The organism is Bifidobacterium stellenboschense (assembly GCF_000741785.1).
GTDB lineage: Bacteria > Actinomycetota > Actinomycetes > Actinomycetales > Bifidobacteriaceae > Bifidobacterium > Bifidobacterium stellenboschense.
This window is the reverse complement of the sequence record NZ_JGZP01000005.1, coordinates 38,334-57,233: the sequence shown is the minus strand read 5'-3', so window position 1 is coordinate 57,233 and position 18,900 is coordinate 38,334. Positions and strand designations below refer to the sequence as shown.

Below are 18,900 nucleotides of genomic sequence, written 5' to 3'. Positions count from 1 at the left end.
AACCCATCCACATGCCCGTGCCCGACGGTGGAAAACCCGGTGGACGAGCACGCCTTTATCCACCACCATCGCGGGTTTCGCGCGCCGCCACACACCATTCCGCACGATGACCGCACCCCATTCCCGCGGACGCCGCACACCATTCCGCGGACGCGATACAATCGCCACCGGCCGCAATCACCAACCACCATCGACCACGACGAAAGACGACATGACGAACGAACCGGCACCTCACGCACACGACGCGACGAGCGCAGGCGGCGACACCGCCGCCGAACGCGCCCCGGCGACGACGACGCAAACCGGCGAACGCGTCGTGCAGACGCCGCGGGGCGTCGCCGCGACGCTCGCCCAGGCGTTCGTCTATGGCATGTTCCCCCTGTACTGGGCGGCGCTCGCCACCGTGCCGTCGATGAACGTGATGCTCTACCGCATTCTCACGGCGGCCGTCGTCATGGCGCTGTTCATGCTGGCCACGCGACGCTGGCGCGGATTCGCCGCCGCGGTGAAGGCCATGTGGCATAAGCCGTGCGTCTTCTGGATGGAGGTCGCGGCCGCCGTGCTCGTCACCATCGACTGGGTCGTGTACATCCGGCTCGTCGCCGTCGGGCGCACCTCCGAGGCGAGCGCCGCGAACTTCCTCATGCCGCTCATCAACATGGCGCTCGCGCTGGTCATCCTGCATGAACGGGCCACGCGGCTCGGCCTCGTCTCGATGGGGGTCGCGCTGGCGGGCGGCGCGCTCTACGTGCTCGACACGGGCGCGTTCCCCGGTCTCGCCCTGCTCATGACGTTCAGCTACTCCGGGTATTGCCTGATCAAACGGTTCATTCCGCTCGACCCGTTCCAATCGTTGACGTTCGAGACCGGCGTGCTCGCGCCGTTCGCGTTCGCGGCGCTCGCCGCGCAGCCGCGGTTCGGCGTGCCCGCCGGGGAGCCATGGTGGGTGTGGGCGCTGCTCGCCGGTTGCGGCCTGCTCACCGCGATCCCGCTCGTGCTCACCTCGTACGGCGTGCGGCATGCGGCGTTCCTCACGTTGAGCTTCACGCAGTACATCACGCCCACCATCCAGCTGATCCTCGGCATCGCGGTGCTCGGCGAACACGTGCCCGCCCACCGATTCGTCTCGTTCTCGGTGATCTGGCTCGCCCTCGCCGTCTACACGTTCGACCTGGCGCGTCGCCATCTGGAGCGTCCGAAGCGCCCGTAACCGTTCGTGGCCGCGCGAAGGACCTTCGCCGCACCGGCCCGGCGGCCCACACGATCGCCAATACCCGCAGCCTCAACCGTCACAGGGCGTCGATGTCGCCCACGGCGATGACCTTCTGGTTGACGAACTCCTTCAATCCCAGGTCGATGAGCTCATGGCCGTAGCCGGAGTTCTTCACGCCGCCGAACGGGATGTCCGCCGCGACGATGGTCGGATGGTTGACGGCGACCATGCCGGTGTCGAGCCGGCGCGCCACCTGCTGCGCATGGCGGATGTCCCGACTGAACACGGAGCCGCCGAGCCCGAACGGCGAGTCGTTGGCGATGCGCACCGCGTCGTCCTCGTCCTTCGCACGGTACAGCTGCGCGACCGGCCCGAAGAACTCGGTGTGGAACGCGTCGTTGCTTTCGCTCACGTCGGTGAGCAGCGCGGGCGGGAAGAACGCGCCGGTTTCCGGCACGTCGGCGAGGTATTCGACCTTGGCTCCCTGTGCCACGGCCTCGTCGACCTGCCGCTGCAGCGTGCGCTTCGCGCCCTCGCTCGACAGCGGCGCGAGCGTCGTCTTCGGGTCGTTCGGATCACCGGCGACGAGCTTCGCCGCGCCTTCGCGGTAGCGGGCGAGGAACCGGTCGTACGCCTCGTCGACCACGATGAGCCGCTTCGAGGAGACGCACACCTGACCGGCGTTCCAGTTGCGTCCCTGCACCGCCCAGTCGGCGGCCTTGTCCACGTCGGCGTCGGAAAGCACGATGAACGCGTCGGCACCGCCGAGCTCCAGCGTGCTCTTCTTCAAGTGCTTCGCGGCGAGCGAGGCCACAAGCGCACCGGCCTTCTCGGAACCGGTGAGCGCCACGCCGCGCACGTACGGGCTGGCGATGACGCGCTCGGTCTGGTCGTGGGGCAGGTACAGGTTGGTGAGGAGCCCGCCTGCCACGTCCCCGTCGATGCCGGCGTTTTCGGCGGCGAGTCGGAACAGCTCCTCCATGCGCGCGGCGCACTGCGGCACGTTCGAGGCGTGCTTGAGCACGATGACGTTGCCGGCGGTGAGCTGCGGCGCGGTGATGCGCACGACCTGATAGTAGGGGAAGTTCCATGGTTCGACGGCGAAGATCACGCCCATCGGATCGTTGACGAGCTGCACGTCGGTGTCGCCGTAGCCTTTGGCGGGCAGGAAGCGCGGGGCGAGCAGCTCCTCGCCGTGTTCCACGTAGTAGCGCAGCATCGACACGCAGATGTCGATCTCGCCGGCCGCCTCCGCCGCGGTCTTGCCCATTTCGAGCGTGATGGTGGCGGCGTAGTCCCCGCGGTTCGCTTCGAGGATGCGCGCGGCCTGTTCGAGCACGGCGACGCGCTGCGCGATCGGCAGGTCGCGCCATGCGAGGAAGGCGCGATGCGCGTTGTCAAGCGCGGCGTCGACCTCGTCGGCGGTGGCGTTCGGGAAGGTGGCGACGGTTTCGCCGGTGTACGGGTTGATGGTTGCATACGTCATTGTGATGGGTCCTTTGCTGGTCCGTTGGGGATGCGGCCTCGTCGCATCGCCGACTTGGCCCGGAGCCGTGCCACCGGCCCGCTTCGACCGATGCCCCGCAATAACACGACACTCGTAATATTCATGGTGCCCCGTGGCCCTCGCAGGTATGGGAGGCACTCTACATATCGACCGTGATTTGCCTCACAGACGGCACGGCATCGGTCAGTACGGCCGTTGTCTCGCCGACACGACGGCGTGGTCGCGGTCGCAGTCCCCGCGACGACGACCACGTTGCAGAAATGCCCGACGATTCATCTCGCCTTCGCGGGGAGAGAGGCGAAGCACTACCGGGAGAATCGAAACTCGCATGCAATCGTTTGCCGGTTTTCCCTGTGCGAGTTCGTTTGTTGTGAGCGCTCCCAGTCACCGCAATGCAACAGAACATGCCATCATGCGGACAGAACGTGCGTTTCGCAGCCCTGCGACGTCACCCGCAAACGTTATGATTCCAGTGTCTACAACGTTCGTAACCAATCAAAGGAGAGCACATGACCACGCTGGCCATCGACATCGGAGGAACCAAGATCGCGGGTGCCGTTTGCGATGAAAACGATAGCATCATCCAGCGTTGGCGCGTGCCCACGCCGATGGATGCCGATGCCATCAACCAGAACATCGCCGAAATCTACCGTGAGGCCATCGCCGCCGGCCACACCGACATCCAGGCGATCGGCATCTCCGCAGCCGGCAACGTCGCCGCGGATCGCAAGACCCTGACCTTCGCCGCGAACATCCCCGCGTGGATCGACTACAACCTGTCCGAGCACGTGGGCGAGCTCATCGACCACGCCGTGCCGGTCGTCGTCGAGAACGACGCGAACTGCGCCGGCTGGGGCGAATACGTGCACGGCGCAGGCCAGGGGCACCGCAACATGGTGGCGCTCACCGTCGGCACCGGTCTCGGCGGCGCGATCGTCATCAACGGCGAGCTGTACCGCGGCTCGTTCGGCATGGCCGCCGAGCTCGGCCACCTGCCGATGGTCCCGGACGGCGACCACTGCGGCTGCGGCCTGCGCGGCTGCGCCGAACGCTACACGTCCGGCACCTCGCTCGAGAACTTCGCCAAGTCGGCCGTGCGCCGCCGTCCGCAGGACGCAAAGCGCCTGATGGAGCTGTGCGGCGGCGACATCACGAAGCTGGAGGGCCCGATGGTCTCCCAGGCCGCGCAGGAGGGCGACGAGCTCGGCCTGTACGCGTTCGGCAAGATCGGCGAATGGCTGGGCCGCACGATGGCCGCGGTCGCCGCCGTGCTCGACCCGGACATCTTCGTGATCGGCGGCGGCGTGGTGGCCGTCGGCGACATCCTGCTCGAGCCGGCCCGCTACAACTACGCGCGATTCCTCGAAGGCAGCGCCTACCGCAGCCACGCGAAGATCGTCGCCGCCACCGCCGGCCAGGACGCCGGCCTCATCGGCGCCGCCAACCTCGCCCTGCGGTAAGCATATTCCCATGGTGCGGTAACACACAATCTCCACATCGGTGGAAAATAGCCATTTTCCACCACCGCACCATGGCGGATTTACCGCACCATGGGAATCGAGACGTAAAAAACGCGAAAGCCCCGTCGCAATGACGGGGCTTTCTTTGGCGACCACGACCGGACTTGAACCGGCGACCTCCGCCGTGACAGGGCGGCGCTCTAACCAACTGAGCTACGCGGCCGTTTCGCACTTGCGCTGTGCAAGCACGAGTAGATATATTACCGACATCCGCGACTCACGCAACCCTCGGCGTGTCGCGCTTGCGATTCCACAGCGGCCCCCCGCGCCCATCACCGGAAAACCCGGTGATTCCAAGTGGTCTCAAACGGTCCGAAACACTCCGGCGCTCCCCTACCCCAGCAGCATCTTCACCGCAACCACGGCGCCAATGCCATCGGGAATCCGACGACGGGCGCACCGGCACGCGCGAACCACACGAAACTCATGCCTCGACCAGCTCCGGCGGGCGGCGCGTGGAGAAGCGGAACATGAGCGCGGCGAGCACGGCGCCGCATACGGCCATGCCGGCGAGCGGCCACATGCTCGACGCGAAGCCGAGCAGATACGATGCGGCGGTCGAGGCGCCGGAACGCGCGGCGGCGGCCGAGAACTCGGTAATCAGCGCGCTCGCGACGGCGGTGCCGATCGCGCCGGCGAGCTGCTGGACCGTGTTCATCACGGCGGAACCGTCCGCGTTGAGCCGCGCGGGCAGCTGGTTCAACGCGTGCGTCTGGTCGGGCACGAGCACGAATCCGGAGCACGCCATGAACAGCGCGTAGGCGACGGCCACCGCGGCCACGTTGCGGTAGGCGACGATGATTGCCGCGTCCATCACGGTGACGCCGAGGAAGCCGCACAGGATGAACTTCGGCGGAAAGTGACCCTTCAGTGCGCCGCCGATCATCGGTGCGGCGATCGCGCCGACCACCGCGCCGGGCAGGAGGATCAGCGCGGCGACGAGCGATCCGAATCCGAAGCCGCGTTGCAGCAGGATCGGCAGCATGAAGTTGAGGCCGAGCACTCCGCCCGAGGCCATGAGCAGGATGAGCATGCCGAGCGTGAACCCGGGGTAGCCGAACACGCGCACCTCGACGAGCGGACGGCCCATCTTCAGCTGCACGGCGGCGAACACGGCGAGCACAGCGACGGCGCTAAAAAGCGTCGCCCAGAACCGCCAGTCGCCGTTCCACGCGGCGAAGAAGCTGACCGCGACGATCAGCCCCGCGAGTCCGAGCGCGACCAGCAGCAGCGACGGCACGCTGATGCGCGCCTGCTCCGCGTCGCCCGGATGCCGGATCTCCGGCACGGTGGCGACGCCGAGCGCGAAGGAGACCACAAGGAACGGCAGCATCGCGTAGAAGATCCAATGCCAGTCGAGCCATTCCATCACGATGCCGCCGAACACCGGGCCGATGGCGGGCGCGGCGCAGGTGACGAGGCTCACGATGCCGAGCATCGCGCCGCGCTGTTCGAGCGGCGCCTTCTCCAGGATGATGGTGGTGATGAGCGGCAGCGAGATGCCGGTGCCGAGCGCCATGACGAGACGCGCGGCGAGCAGCATCGGGAAGCTCGCGGCGAGCGCGCCGATCAGCGTGCCGAGCGTGAAGATCGCGACGGCGGCGACGAACAGCCGCTTCGTCGCGAACCGGCGCACCATGAACGGCGAGCTCGGGATCGCGACGGACAACAGCAGCAGGTAGCCGGTGGTGAGCCATTGCACGGTGGACGCGTCAATCGCGAACTCGGCCATCAGCGTCGAGTAGGCGATGTTGAGCGATGTTTCGGACAGGATGCCGAGGAACGTGAGGATGGCGAGCGCGACGACGGTGACGACGAGTCTCGGCGCGACGGGCCGTTTGGCGGCGTCCGTAGCGCCGCCGCCGTCACGGCCGGTTCGCGCGGATTCCACCGACTCCCCCGCGCGTGCCGCCCGTGCGTTCTGGGTGTCGTGTCCGTCATGTCCGCGCATGCGTGCCGTCCTTCCGTCCGTCGATTCGTTCGATTCGGTTGATGCGGTCGATCCGCGATGACGACGTCACGGTATCGCGGATTGTTGCATATCAAACAATGTCATCGTACGGGCGAATGTTACGCGAAACGCACTCTGCCGGTCTCACGCAACGACGGACGGACGGCGCTCGTCGCCAGCCAATACCGCGACCACGCACTGCGCGGCGGCGAGCGCGGTGAACAGGACGAGCGGCGCGACCCATGCGCCGGACAGTTCGGCCAGCGTGCCGAAGGCGAGCGGGCCGACGGAGGCGACCAGATAGCCGAGCGACTGCGCCATGCCGGACAACGCGACCGTGTCGGACGGGGTGCGGCCGCGCAGGGCGATCAGCGTGAGCGCAACGACCAGCGACGCGCCCTGGCCCATGCCGCCGATCACGCTCCACAGCATCGACGCGGCGGGTGCCAGCAGCCATCCGCATCCGGCGACGACCATCGGCACGCTGGCGGCGAGCGCCGCGCATATCTGGTTGCCGCGCACATGCATCAGCGCGGGGATCAGGAGGCCGGAGAGGATGCCGAGCGATTGGAAGACGAACAGTTGGACGCCGGCCTGCGATTCGGAGAATCCGGCGGCCGCGGCGAGCGAGGGCAGCCAGTTCGACATCGTGTAGAACGCGGCCGACTGCAATCCCATGAACAACGTCACCCACCATGTCATCGGGCGACGCCACAGCGGACGCACGTCCGTGACGGCGGCATCCGTGGCGGTACCGGCGGCGACGTGCGCCGCGGTACCGGCGACGTGCGATGTCGACGACGACGCGCCGTCATCGCCGTCACCGTTCCCATTCCCCCGCATCCCGCGCGCCACGCGGATCGACCACAATGCGGCGACGACGAGCGGAGGCACGGCCCAGACGGCGAGCGCCGGCCGCCAGCCGCCGAGCGCGGCGGCGAGCGGCGCGGCGGTGAGGCCGGCGATGGCGGAGCCGGCGGTGATGCAGCCGGAGTACACGCCCGTGGCGACGGCGACGTGACGGGCGTAGTCACGTTTCGCGATGACCGGCACGAGCACGTTGCCGGCGGCGATGCCCGCGCCGACGGCGAACGTGCCCAGCCACACGCCGGCAGGACCGCCGAACGATCGGACGAGGTCGCCGGCGGCGAGGACGAGCAGCGCGGCGAGGACGGTGCCGTCCGCGCCAAGACGCCTTTCCGCGAACCGGACCAGCGGGCTGACGGCGGCGAACGCCCACAGCGGCATCGCGCCGAGCACGCCGAGCACGCTCTCGCCCCAGCCGAGATCGTCGCCGATGCGCGTGAGCACCGGTCCGACGCCGGCGACCGCGGGACGCAGGTTCAGCGCCACCAGGAAGATGAGGGCCGCCAGGAGGGGCGGCGCTGCCTTCGTGGCGTTCATCGGGCGGATTGCCGGATTCGTGGCGTTCATCGGGCGGCGAGCACGGCGTCGATCACGGTGGCGACGCCGCGGTCGTTGTTGCTCGGGGCGATCCAGCCGGCGTGGGCGCACATGTGCTCCTCGGCGTTCGCCACCACGTAGCCGTGTCCGGCGGCTTCGAGCATCTGGATGTCGTTGTACGTGTCGCCGAGCGCGCAGGCGTCGTCGAGACGCACGCCGAGATGCTCGCACAGGCGGGCGAGGCCGGCGCCCTTGTCGACGCCGGGATTCATCATGTCGATCCACATCTTGCCGGCGTTCGTCACCGTGTAGCGGTCGGACCATGCGTCGCGGTAGGTCTCGCGGTACACCTCCTCGGAATCGTTGCCGGGGAAGAACACCGTGTACTTGTTCACGTCGGCCTCGAGCGTCGTGATGTCGTCCATGTACACGATCTTCTTGTAGAACGTGCGGAAATAGTCGTCGTATTTCCTGTCGCACGAGCGGATGAAGCACGCCTCGATGCCGCAGACGGTGGGACATCCGCGGCCGTCGGCGAGCGTGAAGTCGATCATCCGCCGGTATTCGGCGACGGGGATGAGGCTCTCGTAGACGAGTTCGCCGCGGCAGTAGATCGCCGCGCCGTTGTCGGACATCAACGCCATGTGGTCCTGGAGCCCGGGGAACATCTCGGCCAGCGTGTAGTTCGGCCGTCCGCTCGCCGCGCAGAACGTGAGTCCGGCGGCATCCAGCGCGAGGATGCGCTCGGCCATGCGCGGCGGCATCGTGCCGTCGTCGGCGAGCAGCGTGCAGTCCATGTCGCTGGCGACGACCTTGACGTCCTTCAGTCCGGCGTCCTCGTTGAAATTCGGCAGGTTCTGTAGCTTCTGCGGCATGCTGGCCACTCCTTCGTCTCCTCGTTCCTCGCCCGCCTCCCGGACATCCCGCCGGGCGGGCGTCCGCGTTCCGGCCCGTACCACTGTAGCGCAGGGCATCGCGGAACATCACGGACCGGCCGTGGCGAACGCCGACATTCCAGCCCTTCCGATAGCATGGTGGGCGGTGGTTTGGCATGGATACGACCGCTATGCGGACGGATACGACCTCGGCGCCGCATGGGGCGGACGGCATGCACAAGCCAGGGAAACGGCTGAAATTCGACCGTATTTAAGGAGAAGCTGCAACCAATGGCAGAATTCGTGTATCAGATGATCAAGGCGCGCAAGGCGTTCGGCGACCGCGTCATCCTCGACGACGTGACCCTGAGCTTCCTGCCGGGCGCGAAGATCGGCGTGGTGGGCCCGAACGGCATGGGCAAGTCCACGCTGCTCAAGATCATGGCCGGCCTTGAAACCGTGTCCAACGGCGAGGCCACGCTCACCCCGGGCTTCACGGTCGGCATCCTGCAGCAGGAGCCGCCGCTGGACGACACGAAGACCGTGGGCGAGAACATCAAGATGGCGTTCGGCGACATCGCGCAGAAGGTCGACCGCTTCAACAAGATCGGCGAGGAGATGGCGAACCCGGACGCCGACTTCGACGCCCTCATGGAGGAGATGGGCAAGCTCCAAACCGAGATCGACGCGGCGAACGGCTGGGATCTCGACTCGCAGCTCGACCAGGCGATGGACGCCCTGCAGTGCCCGGACCCGGACACGCCGGTGAACGTGTGCTCCGGCGGCGAGCGCCGCCGCGTGGCCCTGTGCAAGCTCCTGCTCGAAGCCCCCGACCTGCTGCTGCTCGACGAGCCCACCAACCACCTCGACGCCGAGTCGATCCTGTGGCTGGAGCAGTTCCTGCACCAGTACAAGGGCGCCGTCATCGCCGTCACCCACGACCGTTACTTCATGGACAACGTGGCCGAATGGATCTGCGAGGTGGACCGCGGCCACCTGTACCCGTACAAGGGCAACTACTCCACGTACCTGGAGACCAAGGCGAAGCGTATGGAGATCCAGGGCGCGAAGGACGCGAAGCTCGCCAAGCGCCTGAAGAACGAGCTCGACTGGGTGCGCTCCTCGCCGAAGGCCCGTCAGGCCAAGAACAAGGCCCGTCTGGAGCGTTACGACCAGATGGAGCAGGAGGCGCGCAACAACAAGAAGCTCGACTTCTCCGAAATCCAGATCCCGGCCGGCCCGCGTCTGGGCTCCACGGTGCTCGAAGCGAAGCACATCCACAAGGCGTTCGGCGACCGCGTGCTCATCGACGACCTGTCCTTCACGCTGCCGCGCAACGGCATCGTCGGCGTGATCGGCCCGAACGGCGTCGGCAAGTCCACGCTGTTCAAGACGATCGTCGGCCTGGAGCCGCTGACCAGCGGCGAGCTCAAGATCGGCGACACGGTGAAGATCAGCTACGTCGACCAGAACCGCGCCGGCCTCGACCCGAACAAGAACCTGTGGGAGGCTGTCTCCGGCGGCCTCGACTTCATCGAGGTGGCGGGCGTCGAAGTGCCGACCCGCGCCTACGTGGCGAGCTTCGGCTTCAAGGGCTCCGACCAGCAGAAGCTGACGGGCGTGCTCTCCGGCGGCGAGCGCAACCGACTCAACCTGGCCCTGACCCTGAAGCAGGGCGGCAACCTGCTGCTCCTCGACGAGCCCACGAACGACCTCGACGTCGAGACGCTGGAATCGCTCGAGAACGCACTGCTCGGCTTCCCGGGCTGCGCCGTCGTGATCTCCCACGACCGTTGGTTCCTCGACCGCGTCGCCACGCACATCCTCGCGTGGGAGGGCGATGACGAGAACCCGGCCAAGTGGTACTGGTTCGAAGGCAACTTCCAGGCCTACCAGGAGAACCGCGTCGCCCGTCTCGGCGAGGACGCCGCCCGCCCGCACCGCCTCCACCGCAAACTGACGCGCGTCTGATTCCCGCCCCCGCCGGCGGGGCGAGGTCGGGGTGCCGGTCCTTCTGCGCCCCCGCCGGCGGGGGCTGTCGGCGAAGCCGACTGGGGGTGGCCAGGTTCCGCAATACGGGAGACCACCCTCAGTCCCGCCACGCGGTACAGCTCCCGCCGGCGGGAGCAAAGTAGTGCGCCAGTCCTTTCCGCCCCGCCGGCGGGGACGAGGTAGTGCGCCGCCCCTTTCCTCGCCCCCGCCGGCGGGGGCTCCCGGCGAAGCCGGGTGGGGGTGGTCGCGTCCATACGCGGGAGACCACCCTCAGTCCCGCTCCGCGGGACAGCTCCCGCCAGCGGGAGCACGCAAACGACTTGGCCCCCTGATGACTTGGCCCCCTCTGACGAGGGGGCTTTATCATGCGGGGCATAACCCGCCGTTCACACGGCTCACATGCTCGTTACAATCGCCCTGAAACGACTTAACGCCCGGCCGTTACAGTCAAGGCATCGGATAATTGCACGCCACGCCGCATGGCCGATGGTCTCGTCGAAGGGATTCCGGTGAGAGAATATCGGCCGTGGCGTGGCGATGCCCCGCATAATCGAACATCACGTAACAGAGGAGACGAGCATGACCGACGAGACCATCACACCGCTGGAACATCTGGTGAAGGTGCTCAAGCTGGGCAGGCCCTCCGACTACCGCAACCACACGTATGTGAACGGCGAAAGCCTCTACTTCCCCACCGGCCGCGTGTACGGCGGACAGGTCATCGCGCAGTCGCTGATGGCCGCGGCGAAGACGGTCTCGCCGAACCGCCTGCCGCATTCGATCCACGGCTATTTCATCGCGCCCGGCGACATCCGCCAGGATCTGCTGTTCGACGTGGAGAAGCTGCGCGACGGCCGTTCGTTCTCGGCGCGACGCGTGAACGTCACGCAGGCGGAAGGCCCGATTCTCACCGCGATCGCCTCGTTCCAAGTGACCGGGCAGGAGGGCGTGGAGTTCGCCGACCCGATGCCCACCGATCTGCCCGATCCGGAGTCGCTCACCAGCGCGAAGCAGCTGATGGCGCCGTACGCGCAACAGTCGCCGTTCGCGAACTACTACGCGCAACAGTCGCCGTTCGACATCCGCCACATCACACCGACGATCATGCTCGGACCGGACAAGGAGTCCGCGGAAGCCGACTCCGGCAGGCAGATGGTGTGGATGAAGGCCGACGGCGATGTCGAGGTGCCGCAGCTCATGCACCGCGCGATGCTGGCGCTCGGCTGCGATCAGGTGATGATGGAGCCGGTGCTGCGTCGCGCCGGACTGTCGATCTCCACGCCGGGCATCGCCTACGCGTCGATCGACCATTCGATGTGGTGGTACCGTGACGTGGACGTCTGCCAGTGGCATCTGTACGTGCAGGACACGCCGACCGCCGCGCACGGCCGCGGACTCGGCACGGCGAAGGTGTATTCGCAGGACGGCGAGCTGGTCGCCGCCATCGCCCAAGAGGCGATGATCCGCATCCCGCGCGGGTGATAGACGACTGGGCATCGCCGAACAAACGCCCCCGCCGGCGGGGGCTGTCGAAGGACGAACACGGATAGTGGGGATTCACAACATGAAAACGCCCCCGCTGGCGGGGGCTGTCGGCGATAGCCGACTGGGGGTGGTCAGGTTCCGTGATACGGGCGACCACCCCCAGTCATGCTGCGCATGACAGCCCCCGCCAGCGGGGGCGAAACCATTTGTCAGTCATGTTGTACATGACGGCCTCCGCCAGCGGGGGCGAAATCATATGCAATCCGCCCCATCACGGTACGGTACGCGACCGAACCGCCAGCGGGGGCGAAATCATAAGGTCACGCTTCGCGGGAGGCACTCGCCGCGGCGTAGGCGGCGAGGGCGCGCGGGGCGTGGAAGCCCTGCTTGTCGAACTCGTCGGCGATCTTCTGGGCGACCTCCTGGGAGCGGCCCTTGTCGACGAGCGCGATGATGGAGCCGCCGAAGCCGCCGCCGGTCATGCGGGCGCCGTAGGCGCCGTTGTGACGGGCCACGTCCACGGCGATGTCGAGCTCCGGGACGGTGACCTCGTAGTCCGCGGCGAGCGAATCGTGGGACGCGTTGAACAGGCGTCCGGCGGATTCGATGTCGCCCTGGGCGAAGGCGCGCACGAAGGAGCGCACGCGTTCGATCTCGGTGACGACGTGGCGCACGCGCTTCTTCATCGTCTCGTCGGGCAGGGCGTCGAGCGTCTCCTTCAGGGCCTGGAACTGGTCGTCGGCCTTGGCGATGCCGTCGGCGGTGACGCGCAGGTTGGCGACGCCGAGGATCTTCGCGGCCTCCTCGCAGGTGGCGCGGCGCTGGGCGTACTGGCCGTCGTTGAGCTGGTGCGGCGCCTGCGTGTCGACGACGAGCAGTTCGAGACCGTACTTGTCGAGGTCGAACTCCTGCTGGGAGACGTTCTCCAGCGGGGTGAGCTCGGGGCGGCAGTCGAGCAGCAGCGCGTGGCCGGGCGTGCAGCGCATCGAGGCGTTCTGGTCGAGGCCGCCGGTGGAGGCGCCGGCCATCTCGTTCTCGGACTTGATGGCGGCGTTGATGAGGGTCACGCGGCCGGCGTCGGAATCGCCGTAGCCGAGGCCGTACACGTCGTCGAGGGCGAGCGCGGTCGAGCAGGTCATCGCGGCGGAGGAGCTCAGACCGGAGCCGAGCGGCACGCAGGAGACGAACGCGGCGTCGAAGCCCTTCACCTTGGAGAAGCCGGCCTCGCGCAGCGCCCAGGCGACACCCACCGGGTAGGCGGCCCAGCCGTCCACTCCGCGGGCCTTGAGTCCGTCGAGGTCCGCCTCGGCGACCTTGTCCGGGGAGATGGAGGAGACGACGCGCACCTTGGTGTCCTCGCGCGGCTTGAGCGCGATGAACGTGCGCTGCGGCAGCGCGATCGGCAGGCACAGGCCCGCGTTGTAGTCGGTGTGCTCGCCGATCAGGTTGACGCGCCCCGGAGCGGCCCACACGCCTTCCGGCGCGAAGCCGTAGGTGTCGACGAACAGTTTCGTCGCCTCGGAGACGCCGTCCTCGTGGGAGATCGGCTTGATGAATTCAACAGCAGCCATTGGTGTTTTCCTTCCTTGGTTTGTGGAACATCCTTGTTGGAGTCGGTTGGTGTCGGCGTCAGTCGGCGATATCGACGTCGCCGAGCTCGTGGAAGCGCTTCGCGATGAGCTCCGGGGTCGTGTCGGAGATCCAGGCGGCCATGCCGGATTCGGAGCCGGCGAGGTACTTGATCTTGTTGGCGGCGCGGCGGAACGAGAAGAACTGCAGGTTGAGACGGTAGTTCTCGCGGCGCGGATCGTGGATCGGGGCCTGATGCCAGGCGGCGATGTACGGCAGGTCCATGCCCTTGCCGTCGCCCTTGTCGAAGAACGCGTTGCCGCGCTTGAGCAGGTGCGAGTACATGGAGGCGAGGTCCCAGCGCTCCTGGTCGTCGAGCTGGTCGAGGGTGAGCACGTCGCGCACCGGCGCCACGTGCACCTCGAGCGGCCAGCGGGCGGCGGCCGGCACGTAGGCGACCCAGCTGTGGTTGCGCATGATGACGCGCTCCTTGGCTTCGAGTTCGGCGTTCATCAGATCCTTGAGCAGGTTGCCGCCGGTCTTCTCGTGGTAGGCCTCGGTGTGCTTGAGCTCCTGCTCCATCTTCGGGGCGATGAACGGGTAGCAGTAGACCTGGCCGTGCGGGTGGGCGAGGGAGACGCCGATCTCGGCGCCGTGGTTCTCGAACGGGAAGATCTGCTCGATGCCGTCCATCTTCGAGATTTCGGCGGTGCGGAACGCCCACGCCTCGACGACGGTGCGCAGGCGGCTCACCGGCAGGTCGGCGGGCAGGCCGTGCTCGTTCGGATCGAAGCAGATGACCTCGCAGCGGCCCGCGGCCATCTTCTTCTCCCACAGCGGGTTGCCGTCCACGTAGGTGACGTCCTCGGAGCGGCCGGGCACGCGCACCATTGACGGGAAGCGGTTCTCGAACACGACGACGTTGTAGTCGGTGTCCGGCACCTCACCGTCCTGGTACGGGTCGCCGGGCTTGCGGGCGGCCAGCGGGTTGCCCTTGGCGGTGGCGCCGGGGCCGGCGGTGATCGGGCGGTTCATGCGCGCGGTGGCCATCGGGATCCAGTCGCCGGTCAGCGGGTCGCGGCGCATCTCGGGGGCCGCGTACGGCACCTCCTCGCCGGCGGCGTTCAGCTGGTTGGCGAACCGGTAGGCGAGATGGCGCGGGTCCTTGAGCTCGCGGGTCTTCACGCCGGAGACGTATTCCGGATCGTCGTCGAGGTAGAAGAAGTCACGTCCGTCGGCGAGCGTCGTCGGCGTGATGCGGATGTGCTCCTTCGCATACGCACCCGGCTCGTAGGCTGTGAATTCGGTCATGGTTATTCCTGCTCACTTTCCTGTACGGGCTCGGTCTGTTCGGCCAGCACGAGCTCCTTGACCAGTTCCTTCGTTTTGGCGGCGGTATCGGGGTCGAGACCGTCGTCGGTGATGACCGTGTCCACCTGGTCGAACCGCGCGAACAGCGACAGCGATGTGCAGCTCCACTTGGTGTGGTCGGTCAAGATGATGGTGCGATCGGCGATGTCCATCATCGCCATATCGGTGGCGGCCTCCAGCGAGTTGGGCATGAGGAAGCCGCGGGGGATCGACACGGAGTGCGTGCCGAGGAAGACGGTGTTGACGCGCAGCGAGGCGACGACCTTGTCGGCGATGGGGCCGACGAGCGAGTTCGATCGGGTGATGACGCCTCCGGTGACGATCACCTCCACGTCCTTCGATTCGAGCGCCTGCACGAGTTCGGCGACAGGGATCGAGTTGGTGAGGATGGTGATGCCCGCGGCCTGCTGGCTTTCCAGCAGATGCTGGGCGAAGACGTAGGCGGTGGTGCCGCCGCCGATGGCGATCACGTCGCCGGGGGCCACGTATTTGACGGCCTCCTGCGCGATCGCGTCCTTCAGACCGATGTCCATCTGCGACTTTACAGAGAACAGCGGCTCGCTTAGCAGCGTGGAGGTGGTGACGGCGCCGCCGTGGACCCGCTTGAGGAGCCCCTTGTCGGCGAGTTCGGCGATATCGCGGCGGATGGTCATCGCGGAAACGCCGAGTTCCTTGCTGAGGGCCGTGATGCGCACGGCGCCTCGGGTGCGAAGCCTGCTCAGTATCAGGTGTTGACGTTGTGACGATATCATATGAACATTATCGCACACAATCACCCATAGTTCAAACCGAGTTGTGCGTTTCGCGTACTCTTTTTGTAGTTTTGCAAACGTTAGCGAACAAAAAACAACATAGGTGATTCCCTTCCGCTCCCGCCAGCAGGAGGGAAACCACCGGACGACGCCCCACTCCGCTCCCGCTGGCGGGAACTGTCCCGCGGAAGCGGGACTGAGGGTGGTTCCCCGACATCACCGCCGTGACCACCGCACGGCCATCGCCACGACCACCCCCAGTCGGCAAAGCCGACAGCCCCCGCCAGCGGGGGCGGAAACAAGTGGAAGCCCAACCCACACACCCCGGACGACAGCTCCGCCAGCGGGGGCAAGAACGCTATTGAATGCGTATTAGTCGAACCATCTACCTACAAGCCCCCGCCAGCGGGGGCAAGAACAAGTGGGAAGCCCAACCCACACACCCCGGACGACAAAGCCCCCGCCGGCAGGAAGCCAGCGGGGGCGGGAAACACAAGCTCACTCGGCATCGACGCCGACGGCTTCGGAGACGGAGGAGAACCCGTCGCGGCGCAGCAGCTCGGCGAGGCCGCGCTTCAATACCGTGATCTGCTGGGGGCCGCGGTACATGAGCGACGAGATGAACATGACCAGATCGGCGCCGGCGCGAATCCTCGCATACGCCTGTTCGGGCGTGAACACGCCGCCGATGCCGGCGATCGCGAACCGGTCGCCGTATTCGCGGCGTACCTTCGCGACCAGCGCCTCGCTGGCGTCCGTACACGGGCCGCCGGACAGTCCGCCCTCCCACTCGTGCGGGATGGCGAGGCCGGTGCGGTCCTTGTTGAGGTTGGCAAGCGAGACGCCCTGCACGTTGTGTTCGGCGAGCACGTCGAGCAGGTCGCGGAACTCCTCCCACGGCTTGTTGAGCGGCATCTTGACGAGCGTCGGCTGCGGGCGGTCGATCCTGTCGAGCGCGTCGAACAGCTTGTCGAGCGCCTCGGGCGAGGCGGTGAACGGCTCGCCCACATGCGTGTTCGGGCAGGACACGTTCACTTCAACCATCGCGGTGCGTCCGGCGGCGCGGCGCATCGAGATGCAGTAGTCCTCGATGCCCTCGTCGAGGTCGCCGCACTTGTCGTCGTTGGTGCGGGCGATCGAGACGGACATCTGCATGTCGTGCGCGTGCGTCCACGCCTTCTCCGCGCGGTCGATGACCTTGTCGGAGCCGATGTTCGCGAGGCCCACGTGCACCATCATCGAATCGTATTCGGGCAGACGGTGGAACCACGGCTTCGGATTGCCGGGGCACGGGCGCGCCGTGGTGGAGCCGACCGTCTCGAATCCGAAGCCGGCGTTGTCGAGCAGGACCGGCATGTCGCAGTTCTTGTCGAGTCCGGCGGACAGGCCGAACGGGTTCGCGAAGTCGACGCCCATCACCGTGGTCTCGAGAATCGGATCGGTGTAGTCGAGCATCGTGCGTTCCGCCCACAGCAGCGGCGGGATGTGCTTGACCACGCGGCAGAACGCGATCATGCGGTCGTGCGCCTCGTCCGGCGGCACGTTGAAGACGAAATTGGGTTTGATGACGTGCTTGTAGCCGAAGGTGAACAGATCGCAGGTCGCCTTGTTGACCGCGTCATGCCAGAAGCTATCCGAAACGTAACTCATGGTTCCCATTGTGGCACTGTTTGCGCGAACTGTCATGCGGTCAAGCGGATTACCCGGCCTGCCTCTCCCCCAGTCGGTTCCACCGACAGCCCCCTCATCAGAGGGGGCCAACGGGGAAATCAGTAGGCGCCGCGCACGTACTGGGGCTGGTAGGGGGCTTCGGTGACGGGCACGCCGAGCTTGTCGGCGGCGCGCAGCGGCCAGTACGGGTCGCGCAGCGCGGCGCGGCCAATCTCGACCGCGTCGGCCTTACCCTTGGCGAGCACCTTCTCCGCCTGCTTCGGCTTCGTGATGAGGCCGACCGCGGTGACCGGCACTTCGGCGCGCTTGCGCACCTGCGCGGAGAACGGCACCTGATAGTCGGGCTTGACCGGAACCGTCACGCCGGCGATGATGCCGCCGGTGGACACGTCGACCAGGTCGACGCCGTGCGCCTTGAGCAGCTGCGCGAGCGCGACCGTCTGGTCGAGGTCCCATCCGCCCGCCGCCCAGTCGGTGGCGGAGACGCGCACGAGCAGCGGCATGTCGTCCGGGATGACGCCGCGGATCGCGTCGGCGACTTCGAGCAGGAAGCGCGTGCGGCCTTCGAAGCCGCCGCCGTATTCGTCGTCGCGCTCGTTGCCCAGCGGGTCGAGGAACTGGGAGATGAGGTAGCCGTGCGCGGCATGGATCTCGATCGCCTGGAATCCGGCGGCGACGGCGCGGCCCGCGGCGGCGGCGAACGCGCCGACCAGTCCGTGGATCTCGTCGACGGAGAGCGCGCGCGGCGTCGCGTAGCCGCCGAACGGGATGGCGCTCGGCGCGACGACCGGCCAACCGCCGGCCTCCCCGGGAACGGTCTCACGCTCGTAGCCGACGGTGAACGATCCGGTCGAGCCCTTGCGGCCCGCATGGTTGAGCTGGATGGCTGCGGCGGCGCCGGTCGCCTTGATGCCTTCGACGATCCACTTCCACGAGTCGATCTGCCAGTCGGCCCACAGGCCCACGTCGTTCGGCGAGATGCGCCCCTCCGGCGCTACAGCGGTCGCTTCGGCGATGATCAGACCGAAGCCGCCCATCGCGCGCGACACGTAATGCTGGTAGTGGAACGGCGTCGGACGGCCGTCCTGCGCGAACGCGGAATACGTGTCCATCGGCGGCAGCCAGATGCGGTTGCGGATGGTGAGACCGCGCAGGGTGATCGGACGGAACAGCAGCGGACCGGCGTCCTTGGCGGGGTTCTCCCCCGCCGCACCCTTGGACGGCTTGCCGGACTTGCCCGCCTTCGCCGCGGCCTTCGCCGATTTCGCGGCCTTGCCCTTGCCGCCCTTCGTGCCTTTGCCGGACTTGCCGGCCGGCTTGCCCGTATCCGAGGCCTCGACGGTGTTCGTCACGTCGAGCCCGCGGAAATCGAATCCGCTCGGCCCTTCGACGTTCGCCGTCGCCCCGATTGCGCCGCCGTATGCCGTGGTGTCTTCCGCCATGATGTTGTCCCCCTTCGATGATTGGCGATGACTGTCCCTAGCCATTCTAACGTCGAAGCCGCAAGTATGCCGAACGCCCACCGCATGTGGGATGCGGTGGGCGTTCGACCGTCGGGCGTCCGGCCCTCGGAAGACGGCCGGGCTACCT

Annotated in this window: 13 protein-coding genes and 1 tRNA gene; 4 read left to right on the top strand and 10 right to left on the bottom strand. The window is 67.2% G+C overall.

Translation table 11 applies throughout. From position 1 onward, the window contains the following. Window positions 1–211: 211 nt before the first annotated feature. Complete coding sequence (locus BSTEL_RS12295; RefSeq protein ID WP_034526677.1) at window positions 212–1,210, top strand: EamA family transporter; 999 nt, start codon at window positions 212–214, stop codon at window positions 1,208–1,210. Window positions 1,211–1,289: 79 nt separating this feature from the next. Here BSTEL_RS12295 and BSTEL_RS02340 read toward each other — a convergent pair whose 3' ends face one another. Beyond that, window positions 1,290–2,699: an NAD-dependent succinate-semialdehyde dehydrogenase gene (locus tag BSTEL_RS02340; protein ID WP_034526676.1), complete on the bottom strand. Its 1,410-nt coding sequence runs from the start codon at window positions 2,697–2,699 to the stop codon at window positions 1,290–1,292. 530 nt (window positions 2,700–3,229) lie between these two features. Here BSTEL_RS02340 and BSTEL_RS02335 point away from each other — a divergent pair. Further along, complete coding sequence (locus BSTEL_RS02335; protein ID WP_034526673.1) at window positions 3,230–4,180, top strand: ROK family glucokinase; 951 nt, start codon at window positions 3,230–3,232, stop codon at window positions 4,178–4,180. 146 nt (window positions 4,181–4,326) lie between these two features. Here BSTEL_RS02335 and BSTEL_RS02330 read toward each other — a convergent pair. The 4 genes from BSTEL_RS02330 to BSTEL_RS02315 all read right to left on the bottom strand — a co-directional run bounded on the left by BSTEL_RS02330 (window position 4,327) and on the right by BSTEL_RS02315 (window position 8,470). After that, a tRNA-Asp gene (locus BSTEL_RS02330) sits at window positions 4,327–4,403 on the bottom strand. Window positions 4,404–4,664: 261 nt separating this feature from the next. Further along, complete coding sequence (locus tag BSTEL_RS02325) at window positions 4,665–6,191, bottom strand: DHA2 family efflux MFS transporter permease subunit (RefSeq protein WP_084686060.1); 1,527 nt, start codon at window positions 6,189–6,191, stop codon at window positions 4,665–4,667. Window positions 6,192–6,335: 144 nt separating this feature from the next. Further along, window positions 6,336–7,595, bottom strand: coding sequence for an MFS transporter (locus BSTEL_RS02320; protein WP_156963127.1), 1,260 nt, complete (start codon window positions 7,593–7,595; stop codon window positions 6,336–6,338). A 26-nt stretch (window positions 7,596–7,621) separates the two neighbouring features. Next, window positions 7,622–8,470 (bottom strand): HAD family hydrolase, encoded by an 849-nt coding sequence (locus BSTEL_RS02315; protein ID WP_051922780.1) that lies wholly within the window; start codon window positions 8,468–8,470, stop codon window positions 7,622–7,624. Window positions 8,471–8,761: 291 nt separating this feature from the next. On the opposite strand from BSTEL_RS02315, the gene ettA reads away from it, so the two are divergent. Next, on the top strand, window positions 8,762–10,441 hold the full coding sequence (ettA, locus tag BSTEL_RS02310; RefSeq protein WP_034526667.1) for an energy-dependent translational throttle protein EttA: 1,680 nt from the start codon (window positions 8,762–8,764) through the stop codon (window positions 10,439–10,441). A 600-nt stretch (window positions 10,442–11,041) separates the two neighbouring features. Further along, a complete protein-coding gene (locus tag BSTEL_RS02305; RefSeq protein ID WP_034526665.1) occupies window positions 11,042–11,944 on the top strand; it encodes an acyl-CoA thioesterase in 903 nt (300 codons plus the stop codon). A gap of 323 nt (window positions 11,945–12,267) precedes the next feature. On the opposite strand, the gene galK is transcribed toward BSTEL_RS02305, so the two are convergent. From galK to BSTEL_RS02280, 5 genes are all read right to left on the bottom strand, one after another. Continuing rightward, complete coding sequence (galK, locus tag BSTEL_RS02300) at window positions 12,268–13,518, bottom strand: galactokinase (RefSeq protein WP_034526663.1); 1,251 nt, start codon at window positions 13,516–13,518, stop codon at window positions 12,268–12,270. A 58-nt stretch (window positions 13,519–13,576) separates the two neighbouring features. Continuing rightward, window positions 13,577–14,827: a galactose-1-phosphate uridylyltransferase gene (gene galT / locus BSTEL_RS02295; protein WP_034526660.1), complete on the bottom strand. Its 1,251-nt coding sequence runs from the start codon at window positions 14,825–14,827 to the stop codon at window positions 13,577–13,579. Window positions 14,828–14,829: 2 nt separating this feature from the next. Beyond that, window positions 14,830–15,639 (bottom strand): DeoR/GlpR family DNA-binding transcription regulator, encoded by an 810-nt coding sequence (locus BSTEL_RS02290; RefSeq protein WP_034526657.1) that lies wholly within the window; start codon window positions 15,637–15,639, stop codon window positions 14,830–14,832. Window positions 15,640–16,137: 498 nt separating this feature from the next. After that, window positions 16,138–17,289 (bottom strand): quinone-dependent dihydroorotate dehydrogenase, encoded by a 1,152-nt coding sequence (locus BSTEL_RS02285; RefSeq protein WP_034526654.1) that lies wholly within the window; start codon window positions 17,287–17,289, stop codon window positions 16,138–16,140. Window positions 17,290–17,408: 119 nt separating this feature from the next. Next, complete coding sequence (locus BSTEL_RS02280; RefSeq protein ID WP_084686059.1) at window positions 17,409–18,752, bottom strand: NADH:flavin oxidoreductase/NADH oxidase; 1,344 nt, start codon at window positions 18,750–18,752, stop codon at window positions 17,409–17,411. Window positions 18,753–18,900: the final 148 nt, after the last annotated feature.

Excerpts from the sequence above, each read along its gene's own strand:
- BSTEL_RS02290 (WP_034526657.1), bottom strand. The coding sequence starts at position 15,639 with ATGATATCGTCACAACGTCAACACCTGATACTGAGCAGGCTTCGCACC.
- BSTEL_RS02325 (WP_084686060.1), bottom strand. The coding sequence starts at position 6,191 with ATGCGCGGACATGACGGACACGACACCCAGAACGCACGGGCGGCACGC.
- BSTEL_RS02315 (WP_051922780.1), bottom strand. The coding sequence starts at position 8,470 with ATGCCGCAGAAGCTACAGAACCTGCCGAATTTCAACGAGGACGCCGGA.
- galT (WP_034526660.1), bottom strand. The coding sequence starts at position 14,827 with ATGACCGAATTCACAGCCTACGAGCCGGGTGCGTATGCGAAGGAGCAC.
- BSTEL_RS02280 (WP_084686059.1), bottom strand. The coding sequence starts at position 18,752 with ATGGCGGAAGACACCACGGCATACGGCGGCGCAATCGGGGCGACGGCG.
- BSTEL_RS02285 (WP_034526654.1), bottom strand. The coding sequence starts at position 17,289 with ATGAGTTACGTTTCGGATAGCTTCTGGCATGACGCGGTCAACAAGGCG.
- BSTEL_RS02340 (WP_034526676.1), bottom strand. The coding sequence starts at position 2,699 with ATGACGTATGCAACCATCAACCCGTACACCGGCGAAACCGTCGCCACC.
- ettA (WP_034526667.1), top strand. The coding sequence starts at position 8,762 with ATGGCAGAATTCGTGTATCAGATGATCAAGGCGCGCAAGGCGTTCGGC.
- BSTEL_RS02305 (WP_034526665.1), top strand. The coding sequence starts at position 11,042 with ATGACCGACGAGACCATCACACCGCTGGAACATCTGGTGAAGGTGCTC.
- BSTEL_RS12295 (WP_034526677.1), top strand. The coding sequence starts at position 212 with ATGACGAACGAACCGGCACCTCACGCACACGACGCGACGAGCGCAGGC.
- galK (WP_034526663.1), bottom strand. The coding sequence starts at position 13,518 with ATGGCTGCTGTTGAATTCATCAAGCCGATCTCCCACGAGGACGGCGTC.
- BSTEL_RS02335 (WP_034526673.1), top strand. The coding sequence starts at position 3,230 with ATGACCACGCTGGCCATCGACATCGGAGGAACCAAGATCGCGGGTGCC.
- BSTEL_RS02320 (WP_156963127.1), bottom strand. The coding sequence starts at position 7,595 with ATGAACGCCACGAAGGCAGCGCCGCCCCTCCTGGCGGCCCTCATCTTC.